The sequence below is a fragment of the Catenulispora yoronensis genome (assembly GCF_039531695.1).
Lineage (GTDB): Bacteria > Actinomycetota > Actinomycetes > Streptomycetales > Catenulisporaceae > Catenulispora > Catenulispora yoronensis.
The window spans coordinates 1-23,956 of record NZ_BAAAQN010000103.1; the positions used below are offsets into that span (position 1 = coordinate 1).

A 23,956-nucleotide genomic window follows, 5' to 3' on the forward strand; every position below is an offset into this window, starting at 1 on the left:
CCTTCCCGCTCGAGGACTTAGACACTCATCGAGCTACACGGAAGGCCCTGCACTCATGCACCGATCAACCCTGAACCACCCCAAAGCATGGCCCACCACCAGCCACGTTCGGAAAGACAACAGGCTCCAAGGGCAAGACCAAGAGCTCAAGAGCTCAAGAGCTCAGAAGCCCAGAAGCCCAGAAGCTCAGGAATCAAGGACTAAGGACCGAAGCCAAGGGCCGAAGCCAAGGGCCAAACCCAACCCCCCTCACCCACCCCCCTCAAACAACCCCCCCAAAAACCCCAAATCCACCCCCACCAAAGAATCCACCACCCGAACCCTCTCCCTCCCCACCACCACCGCCGCATGCGGCACCGCCACCACCCGACACCCCGCCGCGTACCCCGCCGCCGCCCCCGTCGGCGAATCCTCCAAAACCACACAATCCGCCGGATCCACCCCCAACAACTCCGCCGCCCTCAAATACGGATCCGGATTCGGCTTCCCGCGCCCCTTCCCCACATCGTCCCCAGACACCGTGAACCGAAAATGATCAACACCGATCGCCGGCAAGCACGCATCAACAATCCGCCGCGACGAAGCCGACACCAGCGCCAGCGGTACCCCCTCCGCCTCCAGCGCGACCAACAGCTCCTTCGCCCCCGGCATCATCGGCACGCCGTCTCTCAGGCGCTCGATCATGGCCAGCTCAATACCGTTCGCGAACTCCGTCGCGGACACCGGATGGCCCGTCAGATCCAGCAGATACGCCGTCGACACTTCAAGCGGCTTCCCCAGGACCTGCGGATAGTGCTCCGCCCCAAGGCTGAAGCCATACCCGGCGAGCATGTCCACCTCGGCCTGGAACCATGTCGGCTCGGAGTCGATGAGCAGACCGTCCATGTCGAAGAAAACGGCGGCCGGAAGCGCGGGGCGGGTCATGGCGATCAAGATATCAATCGGCCAATAGGAGTCATCACCCGATGCCACAGAGTACTGTGCGGCGAACCCGAGAAAGCGCCGGGCGGCGCGGCTAATCTGGGGCTGTGACCACCACCGACCCCTCTCATCGCACCAGCCGGACCCGCGGCGAGGATCGCGAATGGCTGAGCACCGCCGTGGACCTCGCCTGGCGCTGCCCGCCGTCCCCCAGCGCGTTCAACGTGGGCGCCGTGATCGTCGACGCGGACGACCGCGAGCTGGCCCGCGGCTGGTCGCGGGACACCGACGACAAGGTCCACGCCGAGGAGTCGGCGCTGCTGCGGCTGGGCACCGACCACCCGCGGCTGCCCGGGGCGACGATCTACTCCTCGCTCGAACCCTGTTCGATCCGGCGGTCGCGGCCGGCCAGCTGCACCCAGCTGATCATCGCCTCCGGCATCCGGCGTGTGGTGTTCGCGTGGCGCGAGCCGGCGCTGCTGGTGGAGGACTGCCAGGGCATCGAGCTGCTGGAGGCGGCCGGTATCGAGGTGATCGAGTTCCCGGAGTTCGCCGCCCAGGTCCAGGCCGCCAACGCCCACCTTCTGCGGCAGTAACCAGCACGCTCGACGGGCAACGTCCCCACCGCCCACCCCACCCCAGGGCGGCTACGCCCCCGCGCCGCCGCCCCCGCCAGCCTCACTCACCACCAGCCTCACCACTCCCAGCCCCACCGCCACCAACCCCAGCCCCATCCCCACCGCCACTCCCAGCTCCACCGCCACTTCCAACTCCACCACCACCAGCTCCACCACTCCCAACTCCACCGCCCCCACCCCCACCCTTCTTCCGCACCGACCGCCGCACCGCCACCCGCACCGCCCGCCGCGCCGCCGGCCCCAGCTCATCGAGATACTCCAGCAGCGCCCCGAGCTGGTCCATGGCCCGGAACGCCGCCTCGTCCCCCTCCGGGTCGACCACGGCCATCAGCTCCATCCCCATGAACGACGCCGACACCGCGCGCGCCAGCCCCGGCACGTCCGCGACCTCGCCCAGCGGCGACCCGGCCAGCACCCGCGTCAGCACCCGCTCGATCTCCACCACCCACAGCCCCACCGCATCCCTCGTCGCCGCGGCGAACACCGGGTTGGTCTGCGCCCCGGCCAGCATCTGGCCCAGCACCGCGACGTTGCCGGCGGCCCGCTCCTGCGCGTGCAGGTCCCGTCCGACGGATTGCAGCTCCCGCAGCGAGCGCACGCCCTCCAGCCGCTCCCGGTACTCCGCCACCTGCTGCTCGGTCGACCACAGCGAGGCGGCGACCAGCAGCTCGTCGACGCTGCCGAAGTGGTAGAAGACCAGCGCCTGGTTCACTCCGGCCGCCGCCGCGATGTTGCGGGCCGACACGCCGGCGATGCCCTGGGCCCGCAGGGCGTCGATCGTGCCCTGGAGCAGACGGGTGCGGGTGTCGGTGCTCATGAGCCGACCGTACCTGATCGCGGTTGTCGGTCCGGCCCGGAAAGATGGGGACATGACCCCCGAACAGGAACAGGCCGCGCTGGCCCGGCTGCGCGCCGTGTATCTGGCGTTCCCCGAGGTGGAGGAACGCCTCAGCCACGGCGAGCCGACCTGGTTCATCCGCGGCAAGCGCTCCTTCGCCATGTTCTGCGACCACCACCACGACCTGCGCCTGGGCTTCTGGTGCCCGGCCGCCGAGGGCGTCCAGGAGCTGCGGATCGAGGAGGACCCGGACACCTTCTACCGGCCGCCCTACGTCGGCGTGCGCGGCTGGCTCGGCGTCAACCTGGACGCCGACCCGGACTGGGACGACGTCGCGGACCTGGTGCGCGCCGCCTACCTCCAGGTGGCGCCGAAGAAGCTGGCGGAACAAGTTGCCTGAGTTGCGGGTGCACGTCGACGTCGCGGTCCCGGCCGGCCGCGCCTGGGCCGCGATCGCGGACTGGGAATCGCAGGGCGCGTGGATGGTCGCGACCAAGGTCCGCGGGACGGCGGACCACGTCGGCGGCCGCCTGGAGGGCTGGACCGGGCTGGGCCCGGTCGGGTTCCTGGACACGATGACGGTGACCGAGTGGGATCCGCCGCACCGCTGCGTGGTCCTGCACACCGGCCGGGTCGTGCGCGGCACCGGCGGCTTCGAGGTCGCCCCGAACGGCGAGCGCCGGTCCCGGATCACCTGGTGGGAGCGGGTCGACCTGCCCTTCGGCGTGGTCGGCCGCACGGGCTGGCTGGTGGCGGGCCCCCTGACCCGGCTGTTCTTCGCCTACTCGCTGCGCCGTCTCAAACGGATCCTTGAGGCACCGCCCACCCCACCCACCAAGGCCCACTGATCAACTGATCCATCCATCCAATCAACCCAATCAACCCAATCCCCCTAATCCCCCCAACCCCCCTAATCCAGGATCGCAGCCAACTCCTCCACCGTCCGCGCCGCAGCCTCCCGCAACCCGGCCACCGACGGCCCCCCGCGCAGAATCTCCCGGCTACTCGACGGCACCACATTGCGCGCACCGGCCCCGAAAATCCGCCGCACGTCCGCCGCCGTAGCCCCCTGCGCGCCGATCCCCGGCACCAAGTACGCCCCGTTCAGCCGCGACAGATCGAAGTCCGGCGTCGCGACCGTCCCGCCGACCACGACCCCGATCGGCCCCATCGGCGCGGCCCCGGCGTTCCGCCCGGCCGCCGCCGTGACGATCTCCTCGGCCACGCTGCGCCCCGAAGCTCCGACCGCGGCCTGCACCTGCGAGCCCTCGGGGTTCGACGTCAGTCCGAGCACGAACACCCCCGCGCCGTTCTTCTCGGCCAGCGCATACAACGGCTCCAGCGACCCAAAGCCCAAGTAAGGACTCGCAGTCAAAGCATCGGAGAACAACGGCGACGCCGGATCGAGATAAGCGTCCGCATAAGCCGCGACCGTCGACCCGATGTCGCCCCGCTTCGCATCCATGATCACAACAGCACCGGCCGACCGGGCGTCCGCCACGGTCCGCTCCAGCACCGCGATCCCCCGGCTCCCGAAGCGCTCGAAGAACGCCGACTGCGGCTTGAGCACCGCGACCCGGTCGGCGAGCGCCTCGACCACCGTGTAGGAGAACCGCTCCAGCCCCGCGACGTCGTCGTCGAGACCCCACTCCACCAGCAGTGAGCTGTGCGGGTCGATCCCCGCGCACAGCGGGCCCCGCGTGTCGAGGGCCGTCCGCAGACGAGCACCGAAGGTCTCCATCACCATCTCCTTATAAGCCTAGATAAGCCTAGGAAACCCGGGCCGCCTCTACGGCGTCGCGCAGGCTCGTGTATCCCCCAGAGCGCACCTTCGCAGCAATCCCCCGATTGATCCGCGACGCCCAGGCGGGCCCCTCATAGATGAACCCGGTGTACCCCTGCACCAGGTCAGCCCCGGCCACCAGCCGCTGCCACGCATCAGCAGCGGTCTCGACTCCCCCGACCGAGATCAGCGCCAGCCGACCGTCAGTACGGGCCCGCAGCCGCCGCAGCACCTCCAGCGACCGGGCCTTGAGCGGCGCCCCGGAAAGCCCGCCGCCCCCGGCCGCCTCCATCTTCGCCGCCGCCGACTTCAGCCCGTCGCGGCCGATCGTCGTGTTGGTCGCGATGATGCCGTCCAGGCCGAGCTCCAGGGCCAGATCGGCGACCGCGTCGACGTCGTCGTCGGCCAGGTCCGGGGCGATCTTCACCAGCAGCGGCACCTTGCGGCCCGGCACCGCCTGGTCGGCGGCCTCGCGCACGGCCGTCAGCAGCGGCCGCAGCACCTCCACCGCCTGGAGGTTCCGCAGGCCGGGGGTGTTCGGCGAGGAGACGTTCACGACCAGGTAGTCGGCGTACGGCGCCAGCAGCCGGGTCGAGGCGACATAGTCGGCGGCCGCCTCGGACTCCGGCACCGCCTTCGTCTTGCCGATGTTGACGCCGACCACCGGCGGCACCTTGTCCCAGCGCTCCGGCTTGGCCACCCGCCGCTTGAGCCGCCGCGCGACCTCGACGGCGCCGACGTTGTTGAACCCCATGCGGTTCACCACCGCGCGGTCGGCGATCAGCCGGGCCAGCCGGGGCTGCTCGTTGCCGGGCTGGCCCTGGCCGGTGACGGTGCCGATCTCCACCGAGCCGAAGCCGAGGGCGGCGAGCGCGTCGATGCCCTCGGCGTTCTTGTCGAAGCCGGCGGCCAGGCCGAACGGCGCCGGGAAGTCGACGCCGAACACGGTCTGCTTCAGCACCGTGTCCCGGGCCTGGAAGGCCCGCTCCAGCACCGCCAGGCCGACGCCGGCCGGCAGCGCCCCGACCGCGCGGATCGCGCCGAAGCCCAGGCGGTGGGCCTGTTCGGCGTCCATCCGACGGAACACCCCGTTGAACAGCTTCGGATAGATCCGCACCTCACGCACCCTTCTCGCACGAACACGTTCCCGTTCCGCCGCTGCCCGCGCGACCCGCGACCACGCGACCCCGCAGGCAGCAGCGGAACGCCTCAGCCCTCAGCCCTCGGCTCTCAGCCCTCAGCCCTCAGCCCTCAGCCCGCGAGGCGTTGATCTTCTCGGCGTACTCCTGCAGCGACCCGATGCCGATCTCGCCGCGCTGGAGCGCCTCGATCCCGTGCACCGCCGCGGCGAAGCCCTGCACCGTGGTGATGCACGGCTTGCCGGCCTGCACCGCCGCGGTCCGGATCTCGTAGCCGTCCAGGCGCGAGCCCACCCCGAACGGGGTGTTCACGATCAGGTCGATGCCGCCGTCGACGATCATCTGCACGATCGTCGGCTCGCCGTCCGGACCCGGGCCCTGCGACAGCTTGCGCACCGTGGTGGCCGGGATGCCGTTGCGCCGCAGCACGTCGGCGGTGCCGTCGGTGGCCAGGATCTCGAACCCGAGGTCGTGCAGGGCCTTGACCGGGAAGACCATCGAGCGCTTGTCGCGGTTGGCGACCGAGACGAAGGCCTTGCCCTTGAGCGGCAGCGAGCCGTAGGCGCCGGCCTGGGACTTGGCGAAGGCCTTGCCGAAGTCGGCGTCGATGCCCATCACCTCGCCGGTGGAGCGCATCTCCGGGCCGAGGATGACGTCCACGCCGGAGCCCTCCGGGGTCCGGAAGCGGGACCAGGGCATGACCGCCTCCTTCACCGAGATCGGCGAGTCCGAGGGCAGCGTGCCGCCGTCGCCCACGCGCGGCAGCAGGCCCTCGGCGCGCAGTTCGGCGACGGTGGCGCCCATCCCGATCCGGGCCGCGGCCTTGGCCAGCGGCACCGCGGTGGCCTTGGCCACGAACGGCACGGTGCGCGAGGCGCGCGGGTTGGCCTCCAGGACGTACAGGATGTCCCCGGCCAACGCGTACTGGATGTTGATCAGGCCCCGCACGCCCACGCCGCGGGCGATCGCCTCGGTGGAGGCCCGCAGCCGCTTGATGTCGTGGCCGCCCAGGGTGATCGGCGGCAGCGCGCAGGCCGAGTCGCCGGAGTGGATGCCGGCCTCCTCGATGTGCTCCATCACGCCGCCGAGGTAGAGCTCCTCGCCGTCGAACAGGGCGTCGACGTCGATCTCGATGGCGTCGTCGAGGAACCGGTCGACCAGCACCGGGTGCTCCGGGGAGATCTCGGTGGCGCGCTCGATGTAGGCACGCAGCATGACCTCGTCGTAGACGATCTCCATGCCGCGCCCGCCGAGCACGTAGGAGGGCCGCACCAGCACCGGGTAGCCGATCTCGTCGGCGATGGCCTTGGCCTCGGCGAAGGAGAAAGCGGTGCCGTGCTTGGGCGCGGGCAGCCCGGCCTCGGCCAGCACCCGCCCGAAGGCGCCGCGGTCCTCGGCCAGGTGGATGGCCTCCGGCGAGGTGCCGACCACCGGCACCCCGGCGTCCTTCAGCGCCTGCGCCAGGCCCAGCGGGGTCTGCCCGCCGAGCTGCACGACCACGCCGGCCAGCGGGCCGGCCGCGCGCTCGGCGTCGACGATCTCCAGCACGTCCTCCAGCGTGAGCGGCTCGAAGTAGAGCCGGTCGGAGGTGTCGTAGTCGGTGGAGACGGTCTCCGGGTTGCAGTTGACCATCACGGTCTCGTAGCCGGCGTCCCGCAGCGCGAAGCTGGCGTGCACGCAGGAGTAGTCGAACTCGATGCCCTGCCCGATCCGGTTCGGCCCGGAGCCCAGGATGATCACCGCCGGCTTGTCGCGCGGCTCGACCTCGGTCTCCTCGTCGTAGGAGGAGTAGTGGTACGGCGTGCGGGCGGCGAACTCGGCGGCGCAGGTGTCGACGGTCTTGTAGACCGGCCGCACCCCCAGCGAGTGCCGCAGCTCCCGGACCACCGGCTCGGACAGGTTCCGGATCCCGGCGATCTGCTTGTCGGAGAACCCGGTGCGCTTGACGCGGTGCAGCAGCTCCGGCGAGAGTCGCTCGGCGTCGCGCAGCTCGCAGGCCGTCTCGTGGATCAGCAGCACCTGGTCCAGGAACCAGGGGTCGATCTTGGTGGACTCGTGCAGCTCGGAGATCGAGGCGCCGGCCCGGTAGGCCTCGACCAGCAGGTTGATCCGGCCGTCGGTGGGCCGCGCGGCGTCGGCCAGCACCGCGGCCTTGTCCCGGACCGGGCCGACCCAGGTGAACTCCGAGCCCTTCTTCTCCAGCGAGCGCAGCGCCTTCTGGAGCGCCTCGGGGAAGGAGCGGCCGATGGCCATGGCCTCGCCGACCGACTTCATGGTGGTGGTCAGGGTGCTGTCGGCGGCCGGGAACTTCTCGAAGGCGAACCGCGGCACCTTCACCACGACGTAGTCCAGCGCCGGCTCGAAGGAGGCCGGGGTCTCGCGGGTGATGTCGTTGGGGATCTCGTCCAGGGTGTAGCCGACGGCCAGGCGGGCGGCGATCTTGGCGATCGGGAAGCCGGTGGCCTTGGAGGCCAGCGCCGAGGACCGGGACACCCGCGGGTTCATCTCGATCACGATGATCCGGCCGTCGGCCGGGTTCACCGCGAACTGGATGTTGCAGCCGCCGGTGTCGACGCCGACCGCGCGGATCACCGCGATGCCGATGTCCCGCAGCTCCTGGTACTCCCGGTCGGTCAGGGTCATGGCCGGCGCGACGGTGATCGAGTCGCCGGTGTGCACGCCCATCGGGTCGAAGTTCTCGATGGAGCAGACCACGACGACGTTGTCGTGCTTGTCGCGCATCAGCTCCAGCTCGTACTCCTTCCAGCCCAGGATGGACTCCTCCAGGAGCACCTCGGTGGTCGGGGACAGCGCCAGGCCGGTGCCGGCGATGCGGCGCAGCTCCTCCTCGTTGTGCGCGAAGCCGGAGCCGGCGCCGCCCATCGTGAAGGACGGCCGGACCACGACCGGGTAGCCGCCGAGCTCGTCGACGCCGGCCAGGCAGTCCTCCATCGAGTGGCAGATCACCGAGCGCGCGGACTCCGCGCCGATGGAGTCCACGATCTGCTTGAACTTCTCGCGGTCCTCGCCGGACTGGATCGCCGCGATGTTCGCGCCGATCAGCTCCACGTTGTACTTGTCGAGCACGCCGTTCTCGGCCAGCGCGACCGCGGTGTTCAGCGCGGTCTGGCCGCCCAGCGTGGGCAGCAGCGCGTCCGGGCGCTCCTTGGCGATGATCTTCTCGACGAACTCCGGCGTGATCGGCTCGACGTAGGTGGCGTCGGCGACCTCCGGGTCGGTCATGATCGTGGCCGGGTTGGAGTTCACCAGGATCACCCGCAGGCCCTCGCTGCGCAGCACGCGGCAGGCCTGGGTGCCGGAGTAGTCGAACTCGGCGGCCTGGCCGATCACGATCGGGCCGGAGCCGACGACCAGGACGGATTTCAGATCGGTGCGCTTCGGCATCTCAGGCCTGGCCCTTCTTGTCGTTCCGGACCGTGTCCGACTTCGAACCCGCCATGAGATCGGTGAAGCGGTCGAACAGGTAGGCGGCGTCGTGCGGACCGGCCGCCGCCTCGGGGTGGTACTGCACGCTGAAGGCCGGGACGTCGAGCGCCCGCAGGCCCTCCACCACGCCGTCGTTCAGGCAGACGTGGGAGACCTCGACCCGCCCGAACGGGGTGTCGCTGACCCGGTCGGCCGGCGCGTCCACGGCGAAGCCGTGGTTGTGCGCGGTGACCTCGACCTTGCCGGTGGCGCGGTCCTGCACCGGCTGGTTGATGCCGCGGTGGCCGTACTTGAGCTTGTAGGTGCCGAAGCCGAAGGCCTTGCCGAGGATCTGGTTGCCGAAGCAGATCCCGAACACCGGGATCCGTCGCTCCAGCACCGCGCGGACGATCGGGACCATCGTCTCCTCGGTGGTCTCCGGGTCGCCGGGGCCGTTGCTCATGAAGAAGCCGTCCGGCTCCAGCGCCAGCACGTCCTCCAGGGTGGCGGTGGCGGGCAGCACGTGCACCCGCGCGCCGCGCTCGGCCATCCGGTGCGGCGTCATGGACTTGATGCCGAGGTCGTAGGCGGCGACGGTGAACTTGTGCTCGCCGACCGGCTCGACCACGTAGCCCCGCGGCGTGGTGACGTCGCCGACCAGGTCCGCGCCGGCCATCTCCGGGCTGGCCTGCACCTTCCCGACCAGGGTCGCGGCGTCGGCCTTGGCCGCGTCGCCGGAGAACACGCCGCAGCGCATCGCGCCGCGCTCGCGCAGGTGCCGGGTGATGGCGCGGGTGTCGACGCCGGAGATCCCGACGATGCCCTGCGCGACCAGCTCCTCGTCCAGCGAGCGCCGCGAGCGCCAGTTGGAGGCGATCCGGCTGGGGTCGCGGACCACGTAGCCGGAGACCCAGATCCGCCCGGACTCGGGGTCCTCGTCGTTGACACCGGTGTTGCCGATGTGCGGCGCGGTCATCACGACGACCTGCCGGTGGTAGGAGGGGTCGGTCAACGTCTCCTGATAGCCGGTCATGCCGGTGGTGAAGACGGCCTCGCCGTAGGTCTCGCCGAGGGCGCCGTAGGCGTCGCCGCGGAAGGTCCGTCCGTCCTCCAGGACGAGGATCGCCGGGGGTCGCATGCTCATTCGGACGGCCTTTCTGTAGCGCTTACTGCGAAGTGGGCTTCAAGGGCCCGCACCAGTTCATCAGTCCCGTGGCGGGGCTTGAGTCCGGTGTCCAGCGTCCGGTCACCGTGCTGCCATGTGATGACCACCAGGCCTTCATCGCGGAGGTACTTGCCGGCCATCCCGGTGGCCAGGCGGACGCCGCGGATCGCGGCGGCGGGGATGAAGACGTCGGTGGCGCCCTCCCGCTCGACGAGCACGCCCGCCTGCGCGACGCGGACCACCGCGTTGCTGCGCTCGCCCAGGCCGTGCACGGCGATCCGGTCCAGCCAGTCGCCCTCGGAGGTCGAGGAGACGTAGACCGCTTCGACGCCGCCCTCGCCGGGGAACACGCCTTCGGGCACCTCGTTCAGCGGCGGCACGTCGGCTTGCCGGGCCTGGCGCTTCTTCCAGCCGCGCCACATCAGCAGGTAGATGCCGGCGATGGCGGCCAGGGTGACGATCGTCCACAGGATCCGCTGCCCCAGGTGGGTGACGGGGGCGGAGTGCTGGTCGGCCAGGATGCTCAGGTTCATGCTGCTCAGGTTCATGCTGCTCAGGTTCATGCTGCTCAGGTTCATGCTTCCCATGGTCACGCGAGCTTTCCGTCGAGCACCGTCGGGGTCCCGCGCAGGAAGGTCGCCACCACCGCGCCGGGCAGCTCCATCCCCTGGTACGGGGTGTTCTGCGACAGCGAGGCCAGGGCGGTGCGGTCCACGGTGCGCGTGGCGGCCGGGTCGACGAGCACCAGGTTGGCCGGCTCGCCGGCGGCGAGCGGGCGGCCGTGCCGGTCGTCGATCTGCCCGATCCGGGCCGGCCGCGCCGACATCCGGTCGGCGACCTCGGCCCAGGTCATCAGACCGCTGTCGACCATGGTGGCCTGCACCACGGACAGCGCGGTCTCCAGGCCGAGCATGCCCATGGCGGCCGCGGCCCACTCGCAGTCCTTGTCCTCGTGCGGGTGCGGCGCGTGGTCGGTGGCGACGGCGTCGATGGTGCCGTCGGCCAGGCCGGCGCGCAGCGCCTCGACGTCGGCGGCGGTGCGCAGCGGCGGGTTCACCTTGTAGATCGGGTCGTAGCCGGTGACCAGGTCCTCGGTCAGGATCAGGTGGTGCGGCGTGACCTCGGCGGTCACCGGCCAGCCCTTGGACTTGGCCCAGCGGATCAGCTCCACCGAGCCGGCCGTGGAGACGTGGCAGACGTGCAGGCGGGACTCGGTGTGCGCGGCCAGCAGGATGTCGCGGGCGATGATCGCCTCCTCGGCCACCGCCGGCCAGCCGGCCAGGCCCAGGACGCCGGACAGCTCGCCCTCGTTCATCTGCGCGCCCTCGGTCAGCCGCGGCTCCTGCGCGTGCTGGGCGATGACGCCGTCGAAGGCCTTCACGTACTCCAGCGCGCGCCGCATCAGGTTGGCGTCGGAGACGCACTTGCCGTCGTCGGAGAACACCCGCACGCGCGCGGCGGAGTCGGCCATCGCGCCGAGTTCGGCCAGCCGCTCGCCGGCCAGGCCGACGGTGACCGCGCCGATCGGGAAGACGTCGCAGAACCCGGCCTCCCGGCCCAGGCGCCAGACCTGCTCGACGACGCCGGCGGTGTCGGCGACCGGGTCGGTGTTGGCCATGGCGTGCACGGCGGTGAAGCCGCCGAGCGCGGCGGCCCGGGTGCCGGTGTCGACGGTCTCGGCGTCCTCGCGGCCCGGCTCGCGCAGGTGGGTGTGCAGATCGACCAGGCCGGGCAGCGCGATCAGGCCGGCGGCGTCGAGCTCCACGGCGCCCTCGACAGCACCCAGAGATCCGACCTCTGCGATACTCCCGTCGCGCACCAGCAGGTCGGTCGGCGCGCCGCCGAGAACGCTCGCGTTCTTGATCAGGTAGGTGGTGGTGCTCACGCGGCGGCGCCCTTCTGTTCTGCTTTCTTGGACTTTTCCGCGGACAGCGGCTCGGCGCTGTCCGGGCCGATGGCCGACTCGCTGCCGGACAGCAGCAGGTAGAGCACCGCCATCCGGACGCTGACGCCGTTGGCGACCTGCTCGACGATCACCGAGCGGTCGGAGTCGGCGACCTCGGCGGAGATCTCCATGCCGCGCACCATCGGGCCCGGGTGCATGACGATCGCCTTGTCCGGGAGCCGCGCCATGCGCTGGGCGTCCAGGCCGTAGCGGCGGCTGTACTCGCGCTGGGTGGGGAAGAAGCCGCCGTTCATCCGCTCGCGCTGGACCCGCAGCATCATGATCGCGTCGCTGTCCGGCACCACGGCGTCCAGGTCGTAGGAGACCTCGCAGGGCCAGTTGCCGACCCCGACCGGGAGCAGCGTGGGCGGGGCGACCAGGGTCACCCGGGCACCCAGGGTGGCCAGCAGGTGGACGTTGGAGCGGGCCACCCGGGAGTGCAGCACGTCGCCGACCACGGTGACCCGGCGGCCGTCGAAGCCGCCGAGGTGGCGGCGCATGGTGAAGGCGTCCAGCAGGGCCTGGGTGGGGTGCTCGTGGGTGCCGTCGCCGGCGTTGACCACGTGGCTGGAGGTCCAGCCGGCGGTGGCCAGCCGGTAGGCGGCGCCGGAGGCGCTGTGCCGGACCACGACCGCGTCGGCGCCCATCGCCTCCAGGGTGAGCGCGGTGTCCTTGAGGGACTCGCCCTTGGAGACGCTGGAGCCCTTGGCGGAGAAGTTGATGACGTCGGCGCTCAGCCGCTTGGCCGCCACCTCGAAGGAGGTGCGGGTGCGGGTGGAGTCCTCGAAGAAGAGGTTGACCACGGTGCGGCCGCGCAGCGTGGGGAGCTTCTTGATGGGGCGGGCGGACAGCCGGGCGATCTCCTCGGCGGTGTCCAGGATCAGCACCGCGTCGTCCCGGGTGAGATCGGCGGTGGACAACAGGTGGCGCCTCATATTGCCGTCTCGCTTTCCATCCCCAGGAAGACGGCGTCGTGCTCCACGCCGTCGTGCTCGCGCAGCCGGACCTTGACGCTCTCGCGCTGCGAGGTCGGGAGGTTCTTGCCGACGTAGTCGGCGCGGATCGGCAGCTCGCGGTGGCCGCGGTCGACCAGGACCGCCAGCTGCACGGCGCGCGGGCGGCCGAGGTCGTTCAGGGCGTCCAGGGCGGCGCGGATGGTGCGGCCGGAGTACAGGACGTCGTCCACCAGGACGATCAGGCGGCCGTCGACCCCCTCGTCGGGGATCTCGGTGCGCTCCAGCGCGCGGGCGGGCTTGAGGCGCAGGTCGTCGCGGTACATGGTGACGTCCAGATAGCCGACCGGGACGGTGGTGCCCTCGACGTCGGCGATGCGGGCGGCGATGCGCTTGGCCAAGACGGCTCCGCGGGTGGGGATCCCCAGGATCATCACGTCCTCGGCGCCCTTGGCGCGTTCGAGGATCTCGTGCGCTATCCGGGTCAGCGCCCGGGAGATGTCCGCCTCGTCGAGGACGGTTCTCGCGCCTTGAGGTATTGCGGGCATGCCTATCAGACCCCCTTCTCTGCCTCACGGGACAGATCGTTAAAGGACTCGGTCAGCGCCGACTCTACCAGCATGATCATCCAAGATCGTCACCCGCGCTCCGCCATCCGAGTGCGAAGCACTGCTGTGAGTGACATAAGCTGATTGGACCAGACCACCGGCAGTCATCGGTTGTCTTGACCGTGATGGGACTTGCGCAGACGAACAACCGCGCGTACCGTCACGCTAAGTCACCAACGGGTCATACCGGGGAACTGCCGATCCGCTGAACTGTGCCAGCCGTGTGGCGAGGGGAACACCAAGGCCGCAGTTGTGTCAATGGGGAGCTACATGTCCACCGAGTACGCGAAAGCGCTGGGCGTCCGACTGCGCGCCATCCGATCCCAGCAGGGCCTGTCCCTGCACGGCGTCGAGCAGAAGTCGCAGGGGCGCTGGAAGGCCGTCGTCGTCGGCTCGTACGAGCGCGGCGACCGGGCCGTCACGGTCCAGCGCCTGTCCGAGCTGGCCGAGTTCTACGGCGTTCCGGTCCACGAGCTGCTGCCGGGAACCGGCGCGCCGTCGTCCGCGAACCACGAGCAGGGCGGCAAGCTGGTCCTGGACCTGGAGCGCCTGAAGGCGCTGCCGGTCGAGCAGGCCGGTCCGCTGCTGCGCTACGTCGGCAGCATCCAGAGCCAGCGCGGCGACTGGAACGGCCGGGTCATGACCATCCGCGGCGAGGACCTGCGGACCCTCGGCGTCATCTACGAGATGGCTCCCCAGGACCTGGTCAAGATGCTCACCGAGTGGGACGTGCTGAACCCGGCCGCGGCCCGCCCGTTCACCGACGAGCTGGACGGCGAGGCCGGCGGCTTCGTCGACGAGGACGAGGCGTAGAACGCCCCGCAGCAGCCGGTCCGCCGGCACCGCACCGCTTCAAGCCCGCCCGCGCTCCGGCGCGCGGCGGGCTTTGGGCTGTTCGGGGGACCGGCGAGGCGGCCCGGACGCTTGAGGATCCCGGCGGGAAGCACACCGAGGTTTCCCCGAAGGGCCTTCCCGGACCCCGTGTCCCGGACCCGTGTCCCAGACCCCGCGTCCCGGACCGGCGCCCATCGAACGGCCTAGGCGCCGCTCTCGAAGAAGTCCAGCAGGATCAGCCCGACCAGCTCCGGCTTCGCCTCCGGCAGCAGCCGCGACGAGCCCGGCAGCACCGCGAGACGGCCGTCGGGGACCGCCCGGGCGAGAGCCGCGCCGTGGGCCACATCGAGCGCCTCGTCGTCGCCCTGAAGGACCAGCAGCGGCACGGTCATGGTGGCCAACCCGTCGCAGACCGGCAGCGACCCCACCACCGCGGCCTGACGGACCAGGTCCGGACGCTCCATGGCCAGCCGCAGGGCGAGCCCGGCGCCGGAGCCCCGGCCCACGAGCCGGACCGGCCGGAGGTCGAGAGCCTCGATGAAGGCGGCGATGGTGGGGAGGGGGTCGGCCGGCCCGGCGCTTGTCGTGTCGAGCGGTACGGCAGTGGGGTTCGCGGTCGCGGTCGATGTGTCGGTCGATTTCGCGGTGGTGGTGGTTGTGGCGGCGGACTCTGCACCATCCGGGTGTCGCCAGTCCGGGGTGAGGACCAGGAACCAGTCGGTGAGCAGATCGAAGGCGGCAGCGGTGCCGGCTGGGCTGTCGCGGTCACCGAAATCGTCGAAATCGTCGAAGTCGTCCAAGTCGTCGAGGATCAGGATCGGTTCGCCCTGGCCGGTGCTGGTGTAGTGCGTCGTGCGGCCGTCGATGTCGGTGGTGGTCCGCATGGCCGGTCCCCCTCGGTTCGCCGCGGGACGGGGTTCCCGCTGCCTTCAGGGTCGCCGGGGGTGCTGGTATCGCGCTGACAGCGGGCTGACAGCCGGTGTCAGGGCTGGTCGGCGGCCTTGCGGGCGCGGTGGGCGCGGACGCGGCCGCGGGTGGCGCAGGCCGGGTTCGGGCACCAGCGGCGGCGGTTGTCGGGGTCGGTGAAGACGCCGCGGCAGTCGGATTCGGGGCAGGACTTGAGGGTGTGGCGTTCGGGGCCGGTCAGGTGGTCGGCGGCCTGGCGGGCGATGCGGGCCAGCGCCGCGGTCGCGGTCGGGGGCGGGGTGCGGGTCAGGCCGTCCGGGGTGGCGGTGAGCGTCAGCGGGTCGTCGGCGGTCGCCAGGAAGGCGATCAGGTCGTGGGCCGCGTCGGGGGCGGGCTGCTCGCCGGCGGCCGCGCAGAGCGCGAGGGGACGTAGCGTTTCGCGCAGGTGGCGTGCCAGGTCCAGGTCCTCGGCGGTGATCGCGGCCCGCTTCAGGCCGTCGGTCGGGACCAGGTCCACCGCCTCCAGCCAGTCGGCGAGGCGCTCCGGGGTGGGGATCCGCTCCTCGGGGTGCCGACCGAAGGCGCTGCCGCGGGTCGCGAGCAGGTTCAGCCAGGTCGCCCCGGTGTCGAGGCGGAAGGGGATCGGCTCCATGGAAAGAGGGTAACGCCTCGGCCGTTACATCTGCTACGTTCTCAAGTAACGCTTGAGCCGTTACCGATTTCGGGGAGGACCCACCAATGCAGTTCGCACCCGCCACGCTGGACCGCGAGGCCGGCTACGCCATGCTTGACGCCCTTCAGGACGCCCAGACCCAGCAGGCCGCGCTGCCCGGTATCGAAGGGCTCGCCCCCGGCTTCACCGATTGGATCGTCACGGCACTGTTCGGCGGCACCTACCAGCGCCCGGCGCTGGGCCTGCGCGAGCGGCAGATCGCGAACCTGGCCGCGCTGGCCGCGCTCGGCGGCGTGGAGCCCCAGCTGGTCGGGCACGTGCGGACCAGCGAGCGGATCGGCATGAGCCGCGAGGAGATCGTCGAGGTGTTCGTGCATCTGGCCCCGTACGTCGGCGTCCCGAAGGCGCTGGCCGGGCTCCGGTCGGCAGCCGCCGCCTTCCAGCTGACCGACGCCGCGAACGAGGCGGCGGAGGCGGACCAGGCCGGGAACCACGCCGCGAACGAGGCCTCCGAATGATCCGCACCGTCCTCGGCGACATCGCCCCCGAAACCCTCGGCGTCACCGACTCCCACGACCACCTCTTCTTCGCCTCCCGGAAGCTCCCCGGCCAGGAGCTCGACGACGCCGGAGCGGCCGAGGCCGAGCTCCGGGCGTTCGCCGATGCCGGTGGCCAGGCCCTCGCGCAGTGGACGCCCATGGGGCTGAACCGCCGCGCCGAGGACCTGCCGGACCTCTCGCGCTCCACCGGCGTGCACCTCGTCGCCGCCACCGGCCTGCATCAGGCCGCGCACTATCGGCCTGAGCTCCTCCCCTTACTCCTTGACGGACTGGCCGACCGCTTCGTCGCCGAACTCACCGAGGGGCTACGGCGCGACGCCGATCCGGACGGCCCGCCGCTGCCGGCCCGGGCCGGGCTGATCAAGATCGCCGGTGACTTCCATCACCTCGACACGCACGCCGAAACGGTGTTCGAGGCGGCGGCGGCCGCGCACCACGCCACCGGCTCCGCCATCGCCGTCCACCTGGAGGGCGGCACCCATCCGCTCGGTGTCCTGGCCGAGCTGCACGGCAAGCACCGCGTCCCGGCCTCGTCGATCATCCTCGGGCACCTGAACCGGTTCCCGGACCCGGCGCCGCACCGGGAGGCCGCCGAGGCCGGCGCCTGGCTCGGCCTCGACGGTCCGTCCCGGGCCAACCACGCCACCGACTGGCGGCTGTTCGACCTGCTCAGGGCCCTGACGGAGGCCGGCCACGCCGACCGGGTGCTGCTCGGCGGCGACACCACCAGCGCCGCCGCCCGGGCCGCGAGCGGCGGCGGCCCCGGGATCCCGTACCTGCTGACCGGCATCAGGGCCCGAGTGATCCGCGACCTCGGCGCGGACACCGCCGACGCCTTCTTCCGGCGGAACCCGGCGCGGGCCTTCGACGTGGAGTGGCGCCGCTGAGGAGGCAGCCGAACAAGGCCGCCGGCCGCCGATGAGGCCACCGAATCAGCGAGCTGGCACCGACCCGGCCGCATGGCAGTGCCCGGACATGCGAAAAGGCCCATCCCGCAAGGGGATGGGCCTTCGGTGCTTCGCCGCGGCTACCGCCGCAGGCTGTCCTTGACCTCGGCTATCCGCGCCAGCAGCCCGTTGACGAACTGCGGCGACTCGTCGGTCGACATCAGCCGGGCCAGCGACACCGCCTCGTCCAGGACCACCGCGTCCGGCACATCGGCCTGCCACAGCAGCTCGAACACGCCGATCCGCAGCACGTTGCGGTCCACCGTGGGCATCCGGTCCAGTGCCCAGCCCTCGCTGTGCTCCTCCAGCAGGTCGTCGATCTTGTCGACGTGCTCCAGCACACCCTCGACCAGGGTCGCGGCGTAGGGCTGGACCTGCGGGATGGTGCCCTCGGGCCCCTGGGCGCGCACCCGCGCCTGGGTGTCGGCCAGGACGGTGCGCGGATCGACGCCCCGCAGATCCGCCTCGAAGAGGATCTCCAGGGCCCGCTGCCGGGCCTTGCTGCGCGGGGAGGCCATCAGCTGCTGATACGGCCGAGGTAGGAACCGTCGCGGGTGTCGACCTTGACCTTCTCGCCGGTGGTCAGGAACAGCGGGACCTGGATCTCGAAGCCGGTCTCCAGGGTGGCCGGCTTGTTGCCGCCGGTGGACCGGTCGCCCTGCAGACCCGGCTCGGTGTACTGGATCACCAGCTCGACCGCGGCCGACAGCTCCACGTACAGCGGCGTGCCGTCGTGCGTGGCCACCAGCGCCATCGTGCCCTCCAGCATGAAGTTCGCGGCGTTGCCGACGACCTCCCGGGAGACGTAGAGCTGGTCGTAGGTGTCCATGTCCATGAACACGAAGTCCGAGCCCTCCTGGTAGAGGTACTGCATGTCGCGCCGGTCGACGTTGGCCGTCTCGACCTTGATGCCGGCGTTGAAGGTCTTGTCGACCACCTTGCCCGTGAGCACGTGCTTGAGCTTGGTGCGCACGAAGGCGGGGCCCTTGCCCGGCTTGACGTGCTGGAACTCCACGACGGACCAGAGCTGTCCGTCGAGGTTGAGCACCAGGCCGTTCTTCAGATCGTTCGTGGTCGCCACGTCGGTGAGTACTCCTGCGTCCGACTGCCGGCCCTGGCGAGCAAGGCCTTCGGCGGCCTACAGCACCAGCAGTTCCTTGGTGGTAATGGTGAGCAGCTCCGGGCCGCCCTCGGCCTTCGGCCTGACCACCAGCGTGTCCTCGATGCGGACGCCGCCCCGGCCGGGCAGATAGACCCCGGGTTCGACGGTGACCGGAGTGCGATCATCCAGTGTACCCGGCAGACCCGCGCCCAGACGCGGGTCCTCGTGGATCTCCAGGCCGACGCCGTGTCCCAGCCCGTGGCCGAAGTACTCGGCGTAGCCGGCCGCCTCGATGACGGCCCGGGCCGCGGCGTCCACGGCGGCGCAGGCCACGCCCGGCTCCAGCGCCTGCCGCCCGGCCTTCTGCGCGGCGAAGACCAGGTCGTAGACCTCCACCTGCCAGTCCGCCGGGGCCCGGCCGACGACGAAGGTGCGGGTCATGTCGGCGTGGTAGCCCTGGTAGAGCGCGCCGAAGTCGATCTTGAGGAACTCGCCCTCGCCGACCCGGCGCTCGCCCGGGCGGTGGTGCGGCACCGCCGCGTTGGGGCCGCAGGCCACTATCGTGTCGAAGGCCCGGCCGTCGGCGCCGTGGTCGGTCATCCGGCGCTCCAGCTCCTGGGCGATGTGCCGCTCGGTGCGGCCGATCAGGATGGACTCGGTGAGCTCGGCCAGCGCCCGGTCGGAGATGGCGCAGGCCTCCCGGATGAGGTCGATCTCACTCTCGTCCTTGACCCGGCGCAGCTGCTCCACGGCGTGGCCCAGGCTGGTCAGCGTCGCGGTCGGGGCGGCGGCGGTGAGCTCGGCGGAGAGCTGGCGGTGCGCCTCCACGGTGATCTCGTGCTCCTCCACCGCGATCCGCCGCAGGCCGTCCTTGGCGGCCCGCTCGACCAGGGCCGGCGCGCAGTGCCGGACGATGATCCGCTCGACGTCCGGGACCTCGGAGGCGGCCTGGGTGTCGTAGCGGAAGTCGGTGCAGAACACGACGCCGTTGCGGGTGACCAGGACCGCGCCGTTGGAGCCGGTGAAGCCGGTCAGGTAGCGGACGTTGACCAGTTTGGTGACCAGCGCGGCGTCCGCGTCCACCGCCTCCAGCCGGGACCGCAGGCGCTCGCGGCGGGCCGCGTAGGCCTCGGGTTCGATGACGGCGGGGGCGGAGGCGGTGCGGTCAGCGGTCATGGCTCCCAGACTACGAAGGCACGGTCACTCCGGCAGCTCGGACAGGGCCCTCAGAGCGAGCCGGTAGGAATTGATACCGAACCCGGCGACGGTCCCGGAGGCCACGGCCGCGATGACGCTGGTGTGGCGGAAGGCCTCGCGGGCGTAGGGGTTGGAGATGTGGACCTCGATGAGCGGGGCGGTGCGCTGGGCCGCGGCGTCGCGCAGGGCGTAGGAGTAGTGGGTGAAGGCGCCCGGGTTGATGACGATCGGGGTGCGGGCGTCGGCGGCCTCGTGCAGCCAGCGGACGAGTTCGCCCTCGTCGTTGGTCTCGCGCACCTCGACGTCGAAGCCGAGCTCGGCGCCGAGCTCCTCGCAGGCCTTCACCAGCCCGGCGTAGGAGGTGGAGCCGTAGACGTCGGGCTCGCGGCTGCCCAGGCGGCCCAGATTGGGGCCGTTGAGGACCAGGACTTTGCGACTCACAGGTCCACCACTCCCCCGGCGCCGGGGCCGGTGCTCTCCTTGGCGACCTCGCCGTAGGCCGCGATCAGCAGGGCCGGGTCCGGGCCTTCCAGCACCGAGGGCTTGGCCAGGCCGTCCAGGACGATGAAGCGCAGCACGTCGGCCCGGGACTTCTTGTCCACGCGCATGGTGTCCAGCAGCTTGGGCCAGGCGTGGGCGTCGTACTCGGTGGGCAGTCCGAGCTCGGTCAGGATCGCGCGGTGCCGGTCGGCGGTGGCGTCGTCGAGCCGGCCGGCCAGGCGGCCGAGCTCGGCGGCGAAGACCATGCCGACGCTGATCGCCGCGCCGTGCCGCCAGCGGTAACGCTCGTTGCGCTCGATGGCGTGGCCGAGGGTGTGGCCGTAGTTGAGGATCTCGCGGCGGCCGGACTCCAACAGGTCCGAGGACACCACCTCGGCCTTGACCCGGATCGCGCGCTCGACCAGCTCGCGGGTGTGCGGGCCGTCGAACCGCTTCGCGCCCGCGACGTCGGCCTCGACCAGCCGCAGGATCTCCGGATCGGCGATGAAGCCGCACTTCACGACCTCGGCCAGGCCGGCGACGAAGTCGTGCGGCGGCAGGGTCTGCAGGGTGTCCAGGTCGCAGAGCACGCCGGCCGGCGGGTGGAACGCGCCGACCAGGTTCTTGCCCTCGGCGGTGTTGATGCCGGTCTTGCCGCCGACCGCGGCGTCGACCATGCCGAGCAGCGTGGTCGGCAGCTGCACCACGCGGACGCCGCGCAGCCACGTCGAGGCCGCGAAGCCGGCCAGGTCGGTGGTGGCGCCGCCGCCGAGGCCGATGATCGCGTCGGTGCGGGTGAAGTTGGACTTGCCCAGCACCTCCCAGATGTAGGCCAGGACGTGGACCGACTTGGCCTCCTCGGCGTCCGGGACCTCGATGGTGAGGGCCTGGTAGCCGGCGTGCTCGATGAGGTCGTCGCGCACCGCCTCCGCGGTGGCCGCGAGGGCGCGGGGGTGGACGACCGCCACCCGGGCGGCCTTCGGGCCGATCATCGCGGGCAGCTCGGCGAGCAGGCCGTGGCCGACGACGACCTCGTAGGGGGCGTCGCCGGTGACGGGGATGCGGGTCTGGCTCTGCTGTTGGGGCTGGGGCTGCTGCTGGGTTTGCGGGGCGGACTCGGTCACTGCTCCTGGCTTTCGACGAGGCCTTCGACGATCTCGGCCGCGATCTCTTCGGGCTCGCGGTCGGTGCGGACGGTCAGCACGGCGACCTCCTCGTAGAGGGGGCGGCGCTCGTCCATGAGCTTGAGCAGGGTGCCGCGGACGTTGCCCAGCAGCAGCGGGCGGTCCCGGTTGAGGCCAACGCGCGAGGCCGCGTCCGAGAGGGTGACCTCCAGGAAGGCGACGCGGTGTTCCTTCAACAAGATCCGGGTGTCCGAGTCCAGCACGGCGCCGCCACCGAGGGCGAGGACGCCGTCGTGGGTGGCCAGCGCCTCCTTCACAGCCGCCTTCTCCAGGGCCCGGAAGTGCGGCTCACCGTACTCGACGAAGAGGTCGGCGATGGTCTGCCCGGCCGCCGCCTCGATGTCCTCGTCGGAGTCCCGGAAGGCGGTGCCGAGCAACTCGGCCACCAGGCGGCCGACGGTCGACTTGCCCGATCCCGGGGCGCCGACCAGCACCACGACCGGGCTCACGCCTGGGCTCCCACGGAGTGCTGCGGGCCGGCCACCTGCACCGGCAGCGCGGCGAGGTACGCCTGGTGGTTGCGCCGGGTCTCCTTCACCGAGTCGCCGCCGAACTTCTCCAGCACCGCGTCCGCGAGCACCAGCGCGACCATCGCCTCCGCGACGATGCCGGCCGCCGGCACCGCACAGACGTCCGACCGCTGGTGGTGCGCCACCGCAGCCTCGCCGGTCGCGGTGTCCACGGTGCCCAGCGCGCGCGGCACGGTGGCGATCGGCTTCATCGCGGCGCGAACCCGCAGCACCTCCCCCGTCGACATGCCACCCTCAGTACCGCCACTCCGCCCGGACCGGCGCCGCACCGCGAGCGGATCGGTCGAGGCGATCTCCATCTCGTCATGCGCCTGCGACCCGGGAACGCGGGCCAGATCGAAGCCGTCGCCGAGCTCCACGCCCTTGATGGCCTGGATGCCCATCAACGCCGCAGCGAGCTTGGCGTCGAGCCGACGGTCCCAATGCACATGGGAGCCCAACCCCGGCGGAAGGCCGTACGCGAGCACCTCCACAACCCCGCCGAGCGTGTCGCCGTCCTTGTGGGCCTGGTCGATCTCCGCCACCATCGCCGCCGCCGCGTCGGGGTCCAGGCACCGCACCGGATCCGCGTCGAGGCGCTCGACATCCGCAGGCAGCGGCACCACCCCACGCGGCGCCTCCGCCTTCCCGATGCCGACAACATGCGAGACCAGCTCAATACCGACAGCCTGCCGAAGGAAGTCCCGCGCCACCTCCCCAAGCGCCACCCGCGCCGCAGTCTCCCGCGCCGAGGCCCGCTCCAACACCGGCCGAGCATCGTCGAAGCCGTACTTCTGCATCCCCGCAAGGTCCGCATGCCCCGGACGAGGACGGGTGAGAGGAGCGTTCCGAGCCTGGGCATCGAGCAGATCGTCCGGCACCGCGTCAGCCGCCATGACGGTCTCCCACTTGGGCCACTCGGTGTTACCGACCTGAATGGCGATGGGACCGCCCTGCGTCAGGCCATGGCGGACACCACCGAGAATGGTGACCTGGTCCTGCTCGAACTTCATGCGCGCACCGCGTCCATAACCGAGGCGGCGACGCGCGAGGGCGTCCGCGATGGCTTTGGTGGACGTCTCGACCCCGGCGGGCAGGCCCTCTAGGACTGCGGTGAGGGCCGGGCCGTGGGATTCCCCTGCGGTGAGCCAGCGTAGCGACATGGGGGGATTCTTCCATGTCTCGGGTGGTGGGCTGGACGGTGTCCGGTGATCGGACATGGGAGAAGCTGGTCAAAAGCCGGGCAAGAGCCGGGCAAGAGCCGGGCAAGAGCCGGGCAAGCGCCAGGCAAAGTCAAGAGCCAGGCAAGAGCCAGGCAAAGTCAAGAGCTGGGTAAGGCAGGCGCCTCCGGCGAGGGCCTCTGATCCCTCGGAGAACTGGCGCTGCTCCATAGGTTGGTCTGGTTAGTCGCTGCGCTGGCGGTTTGTGGGGTGGGGGTTTGTTCCCCTCGCTCACGTCGGCAGCCCTACGGGTACAGCACCGCCGCCCAGGTATCAAGTCCATGCCGGAACCTTGTTGTTCTAGCGCTGCGGTTGCGCTTGCATGAACTTGACACCTGGTCGGCGGCACTGTAGGCAAAGCCCTGCCGACGTGACCGAGGAGAACAAACCAAAAACCCGGGGAGAGGACTGAAGGATCCGGGGGCGGAGGCGGCTCGCTTCAGCCCTGCGGCCGCCGGTGGGGTAAACCTTCGGCCGCCGGTAGAGCGAGTCTTCGACTGCCGGTCAGGCAGGTCATTTGGGGCGCCGGTGCGGTAGGTCGCCGGTGGACCAGGTCTTTTGGGGCGCCGGTGCGGCAGGACTTCGGTCGCCAGTCAGGCAGATCTCTCGGGCGCCAGTGCGGTAAGTCGCCGGTGAGGCAGGTCTTCGGGGTGTCAGTGCGGTAGGTCGCCGGTGAGGCAAGTGTTTGAGGTGCTGGCGCGGCAGGACTCCGGCCGCCACTTTTGCTTTGAACCTTTCCGGTGGCCGTAGTCAGCAAGGCAGCCGCCCCCTACCCAGTGATTGTCAGCTCTCTCCCTGGGTTTTTGGTTTGTTCTCCTCGGTCACGTCGGCAGGGCTTTGCCTACAGTACCGCCGACCAGGTGTCAAGTTCATGCAAGCCCAACCGCAGCCCAACAACCATCACCGCAGCGGCATGGACTTGATACCT

At 71.0% G+C, this 23,956-nt stretch carries 24 protein-coding genes and 1 pseudogene; 6 read left to right on the forward strand and 19 right to left on the reverse strand.

All coding sequences use genetic code 11. The features are described from left to right. Positions 1 to 249: 249 nt before the first annotated feature. Positions 250 to 924 carry an HAD family hydrolase gene (locus tag ABD481_RS44740; RefSeq protein ID WP_344672030.1) on the reverse strand — a complete coding sequence of 225 codons (675 nt, stop codon included), beginning with the start codon at positions 922 to 924 and terminating at the stop codon, positions 250 to 252. Positions 925 to 1,028: 104 nt separating this feature from the next. On the opposite strand from ABD481_RS44740, the gene ABD481_RS44745 reads away from it, so the two are divergent. Continuing rightward, positions 1,029 to 1,517: a cytidine/deoxycytidylate deaminase family protein gene (locus ABD481_RS44745; RefSeq protein ID WP_344672031.1), complete on the forward strand. Its 489-nt coding sequence runs from the start codon at positions 1,029 to 1,031 to the stop codon at positions 1,515 to 1,517. Between the two features lie 232 nt (positions 1,518 to 1,749). On the opposite strand, the pseudogene ABD481_RS44750 reads toward ABD481_RS44745, so the two are convergent. Next, positions 1,750 to 2,376 (reverse strand): annotated as a pseudogene (locus ABD481_RS44750) (TetR/AcrR family transcriptional regulator); the annotation flags it as partial. Positions 2,377 to 2,428: 52 nt separating this feature from the next. On the opposite strand from ABD481_RS44750, the gene ABD481_RS44755 reads away from it, so the two are divergent. After that, entirely contained in the window at positions 2,429 to 2,797 is a 369-nt protein-coding gene (locus ABD481_RS44755) for an MmcQ/YjbR family DNA-binding protein (RefSeq protein WP_344672032.1), read from the forward strand. After that, positions 2,790 to 3,245, forward strand: a complete 456-nt coding sequence (locus ABD481_RS44760) for an SRPBCC family protein (protein ID WP_344672033.1) — start codon at positions 2,790 to 2,792, stop codon at positions 3,243 to 3,245. The genes ABD481_RS44755 and ABD481_RS44760 overlap by 8 nt, the downstream gene beginning before the upstream one ends. Before the next feature lie 62 nt (positions 3,246 to 3,307). Here ABD481_RS44760 and pyrF read toward each other — a convergent pair whose 3' ends face one another. The 8 genes from pyrF to pyrR all read right to left on the reverse strand — a co-directional run bounded on the left by pyrF (position 3,308) and on the right by pyrR (position 13,356). Continuing rightward, positions 3,308 to 4,144, reverse strand: a complete 837-nt coding sequence (gene pyrF / locus ABD481_RS44765) for an orotidine-5'-phosphate decarboxylase (protein ID WP_344672034.1) — start codon at positions 4,142 to 4,144, stop codon at positions 3,308 to 3,310. Between the two features lie 22 nt (positions 4,145 to 4,166). Further along, complete coding sequence (locus ABD481_RS44770; RefSeq protein ID WP_425559424.1) at positions 4,167 to 5,291, reverse strand: quinone-dependent dihydroorotate dehydrogenase; 1,125 nt, start codon at positions 5,289 to 5,291, stop codon at positions 4,167 to 4,169. Between the two features lie 133 nt (positions 5,292 to 5,424). Beyond that, positions 5,425 to 8,724 (reverse strand): carbamoyl-phosphate synthase large subunit, encoded by a 3,300-nt coding sequence (gene carB, locus ABD481_RS44775; RefSeq protein WP_344672036.1) that lies wholly within the window; start codon positions 8,722 to 8,724, stop codon positions 5,425 to 5,427. A 1-nt stretch (position 8,725) separates the two neighbouring features. Continuing rightward, on the reverse strand, positions 8,726 to 9,889 hold the full coding sequence (carA, locus tag ABD481_RS44780; protein ID WP_344672037.1) for a glutamine-hydrolyzing carbamoyl-phosphate synthase small subunit: 1,164 nt from the start codon (positions 9,887 to 9,889) through the stop codon (positions 8,726 to 8,728). Beyond that, positions 9,886 to 10,488, reverse strand: a complete 603-nt coding sequence (locus ABD481_RS44785) for a PH-like domain-containing protein (RefSeq protein ID WP_344672038.1) — start codon at positions 10,486 to 10,488, stop codon at positions 9,886 to 9,888. Before ABD481_RS44785 ends, carA begins: the two co-directional genes overlap by 4 nt. Positions 10,489 to 10,499: 11 nt before the next feature. Continuing rightward, positions 10,500 to 11,795, reverse strand: a complete 1,296-nt coding sequence (locus ABD481_RS44790) for a dihydroorotase (protein WP_344672039.1) — start codon at positions 11,793 to 11,795, stop codon at positions 10,500 to 10,502. Then, the gene (locus tag ABD481_RS44795; protein ID WP_344672040.1) at positions 11,792 to 12,790 is read right to left on the reverse strand and encodes an aspartate carbamoyltransferase catalytic subunit; all 999 of its coding nucleotides are present in this window, start codon (positions 12,788 to 12,790) and stop codon (positions 11,792 to 11,794) included. The genes ABD481_RS44790 and ABD481_RS44795 overlap by 4 nt, the downstream gene beginning before the upstream one ends. Further along, positions 12,787 to 13,356: a bifunctional pyr operon transcriptional regulator/uracil phosphoribosyltransferase PyrR gene (pyrR, locus tag ABD481_RS44800; protein WP_344672041.1), complete on the reverse strand. Its 570-nt coding sequence runs from the start codon at positions 13,354 to 13,356 to the stop codon at positions 12,787 to 12,789. Before pyrR ends, ABD481_RS44795 begins: the two co-directional genes overlap by 4 nt. A 330-nt stretch (positions 13,357 to 13,686) precedes the next feature. On the opposite strand from pyrR, the gene bldD reads away from it, so the two are divergent. After that, complete coding sequence (gene bldD / locus ABD481_RS44805) at positions 13,687 to 14,229, forward strand: transcriptional regulator BldD (protein ID WP_344672042.1); 543 nt, start codon at positions 13,687 to 13,689, stop codon at positions 14,227 to 14,229. A gap of 224 nt (positions 14,230 to 14,453) precedes the next feature. Here the strand turns inward: bldD and ABD481_RS44810 are convergent, their stop codons facing one another. After that, positions 14,454 to 15,134: an alpha/beta fold hydrolase gene (locus ABD481_RS44810; protein ID WP_344672043.1), complete on the reverse strand. Its 681-nt coding sequence runs from the start codon at positions 15,132 to 15,134 to the stop codon at positions 14,454 to 14,456. A gap of 98 nt (positions 15,135 to 15,232) precedes the next feature. Beyond that, positions 15,233 to 15,808, reverse strand: coding sequence for a CGNR zinc finger domain-containing protein (locus tag ABD481_RS44815; protein ID WP_344672044.1), 576 nt, complete (start codon positions 15,806 to 15,808; stop codon positions 15,233 to 15,235). Between the two features lie 86 nt (positions 15,809 to 15,894). Between ABD481_RS44815 and ABD481_RS44820 the strand changes: the two genes are divergently transcribed. Beyond that, a complete protein-coding gene (locus tag ABD481_RS44820) occupies positions 15,895 to 16,347 on the forward strand; it encodes a carboxymuconolactone decarboxylase family protein (RefSeq protein ID WP_344672045.1) in 453 nt (150 codons plus the stop codon). Continuing rightward, entirely contained in the window at positions 16,344 to 17,276 is a 933-nt protein-coding gene (locus tag ABD481_RS44825) for a phosphotriesterase family protein (protein ID WP_344672046.1), read from the forward strand. The genes ABD481_RS44820 and ABD481_RS44825 overlap by 4 nt, the downstream gene beginning before the upstream one ends. 140 nt (positions 17,277 to 17,416) lie before the next feature. Here ABD481_RS44825 and nusB read toward each other — a convergent pair whose 3' ends face one another. The 7 genes from nusB to aroC are packed head-to-tail and all read right to left on the reverse strand — an operon-like array spanning position 17,417 to position 22,971. Further along, entirely contained in the window at positions 17,417 to 17,854 is a 438-nt protein-coding gene (gene nusB, locus ABD481_RS44830) for a transcription antitermination factor NusB (protein WP_344672047.1), read from the reverse strand. After that, entirely contained in the window at positions 17,854 to 18,417 is a 564-nt protein-coding gene (efp, locus tag ABD481_RS44835) for an elongation factor P (protein WP_344672048.1), read from the reverse strand. The genes nusB and efp overlap by 1 nt, the downstream gene beginning before the upstream one ends. Before the next feature lie 57 nt (positions 18,418 to 18,474). Continuing rightward, positions 18,475 to 19,614, reverse strand: a complete 1,140-nt coding sequence (locus ABD481_RS44840) for an aminopeptidase P family protein (RefSeq protein ID WP_344672049.1) — start codon at positions 19,612 to 19,614, stop codon at positions 18,475 to 18,477. Between the two features lie 24 nt (positions 19,615 to 19,638). Beyond that, complete coding sequence (aroQ, locus tag ABD481_RS44845) at positions 19,639 to 20,076, reverse strand: type II 3-dehydroquinate dehydratase (RefSeq protein WP_344672050.1); 438 nt, start codon at positions 20,074 to 20,076, stop codon at positions 19,639 to 19,641. Beyond that, the gene (gene aroB, locus ABD481_RS44850) at positions 20,073 to 21,239 is read right to left on the reverse strand and encodes a 3-dehydroquinate synthase (RefSeq protein WP_344672051.1); all 1,167 of its coding nucleotides are present in this window, start codon (positions 21,237 to 21,239) and stop codon (positions 20,073 to 20,075) included. The genes aroQ and aroB overlap by 4 nt, the downstream gene beginning before the upstream one ends. Continuing rightward, a complete protein-coding gene (locus ABD481_RS44855) occupies positions 21,236 to 21,748 on the reverse strand; it encodes a shikimate kinase (protein WP_344672052.1) in 513 nt (170 codons plus the stop codon). Before ABD481_RS44855 ends, aroB begins: the two co-directional genes overlap by 4 nt. Then, positions 21,745 to 22,971, reverse strand: a complete 1,227-nt coding sequence (gene aroC / locus ABD481_RS44860; RefSeq protein WP_344672053.1) for a chorismate synthase — start codon at positions 22,969 to 22,971, stop codon at positions 21,745 to 21,747. The genes ABD481_RS44855 and aroC overlap by 4 nt, the downstream gene beginning before the upstream one ends. Between the last annotated feature and the right edge of the window lie 985 nt (positions 22,972 to 23,956).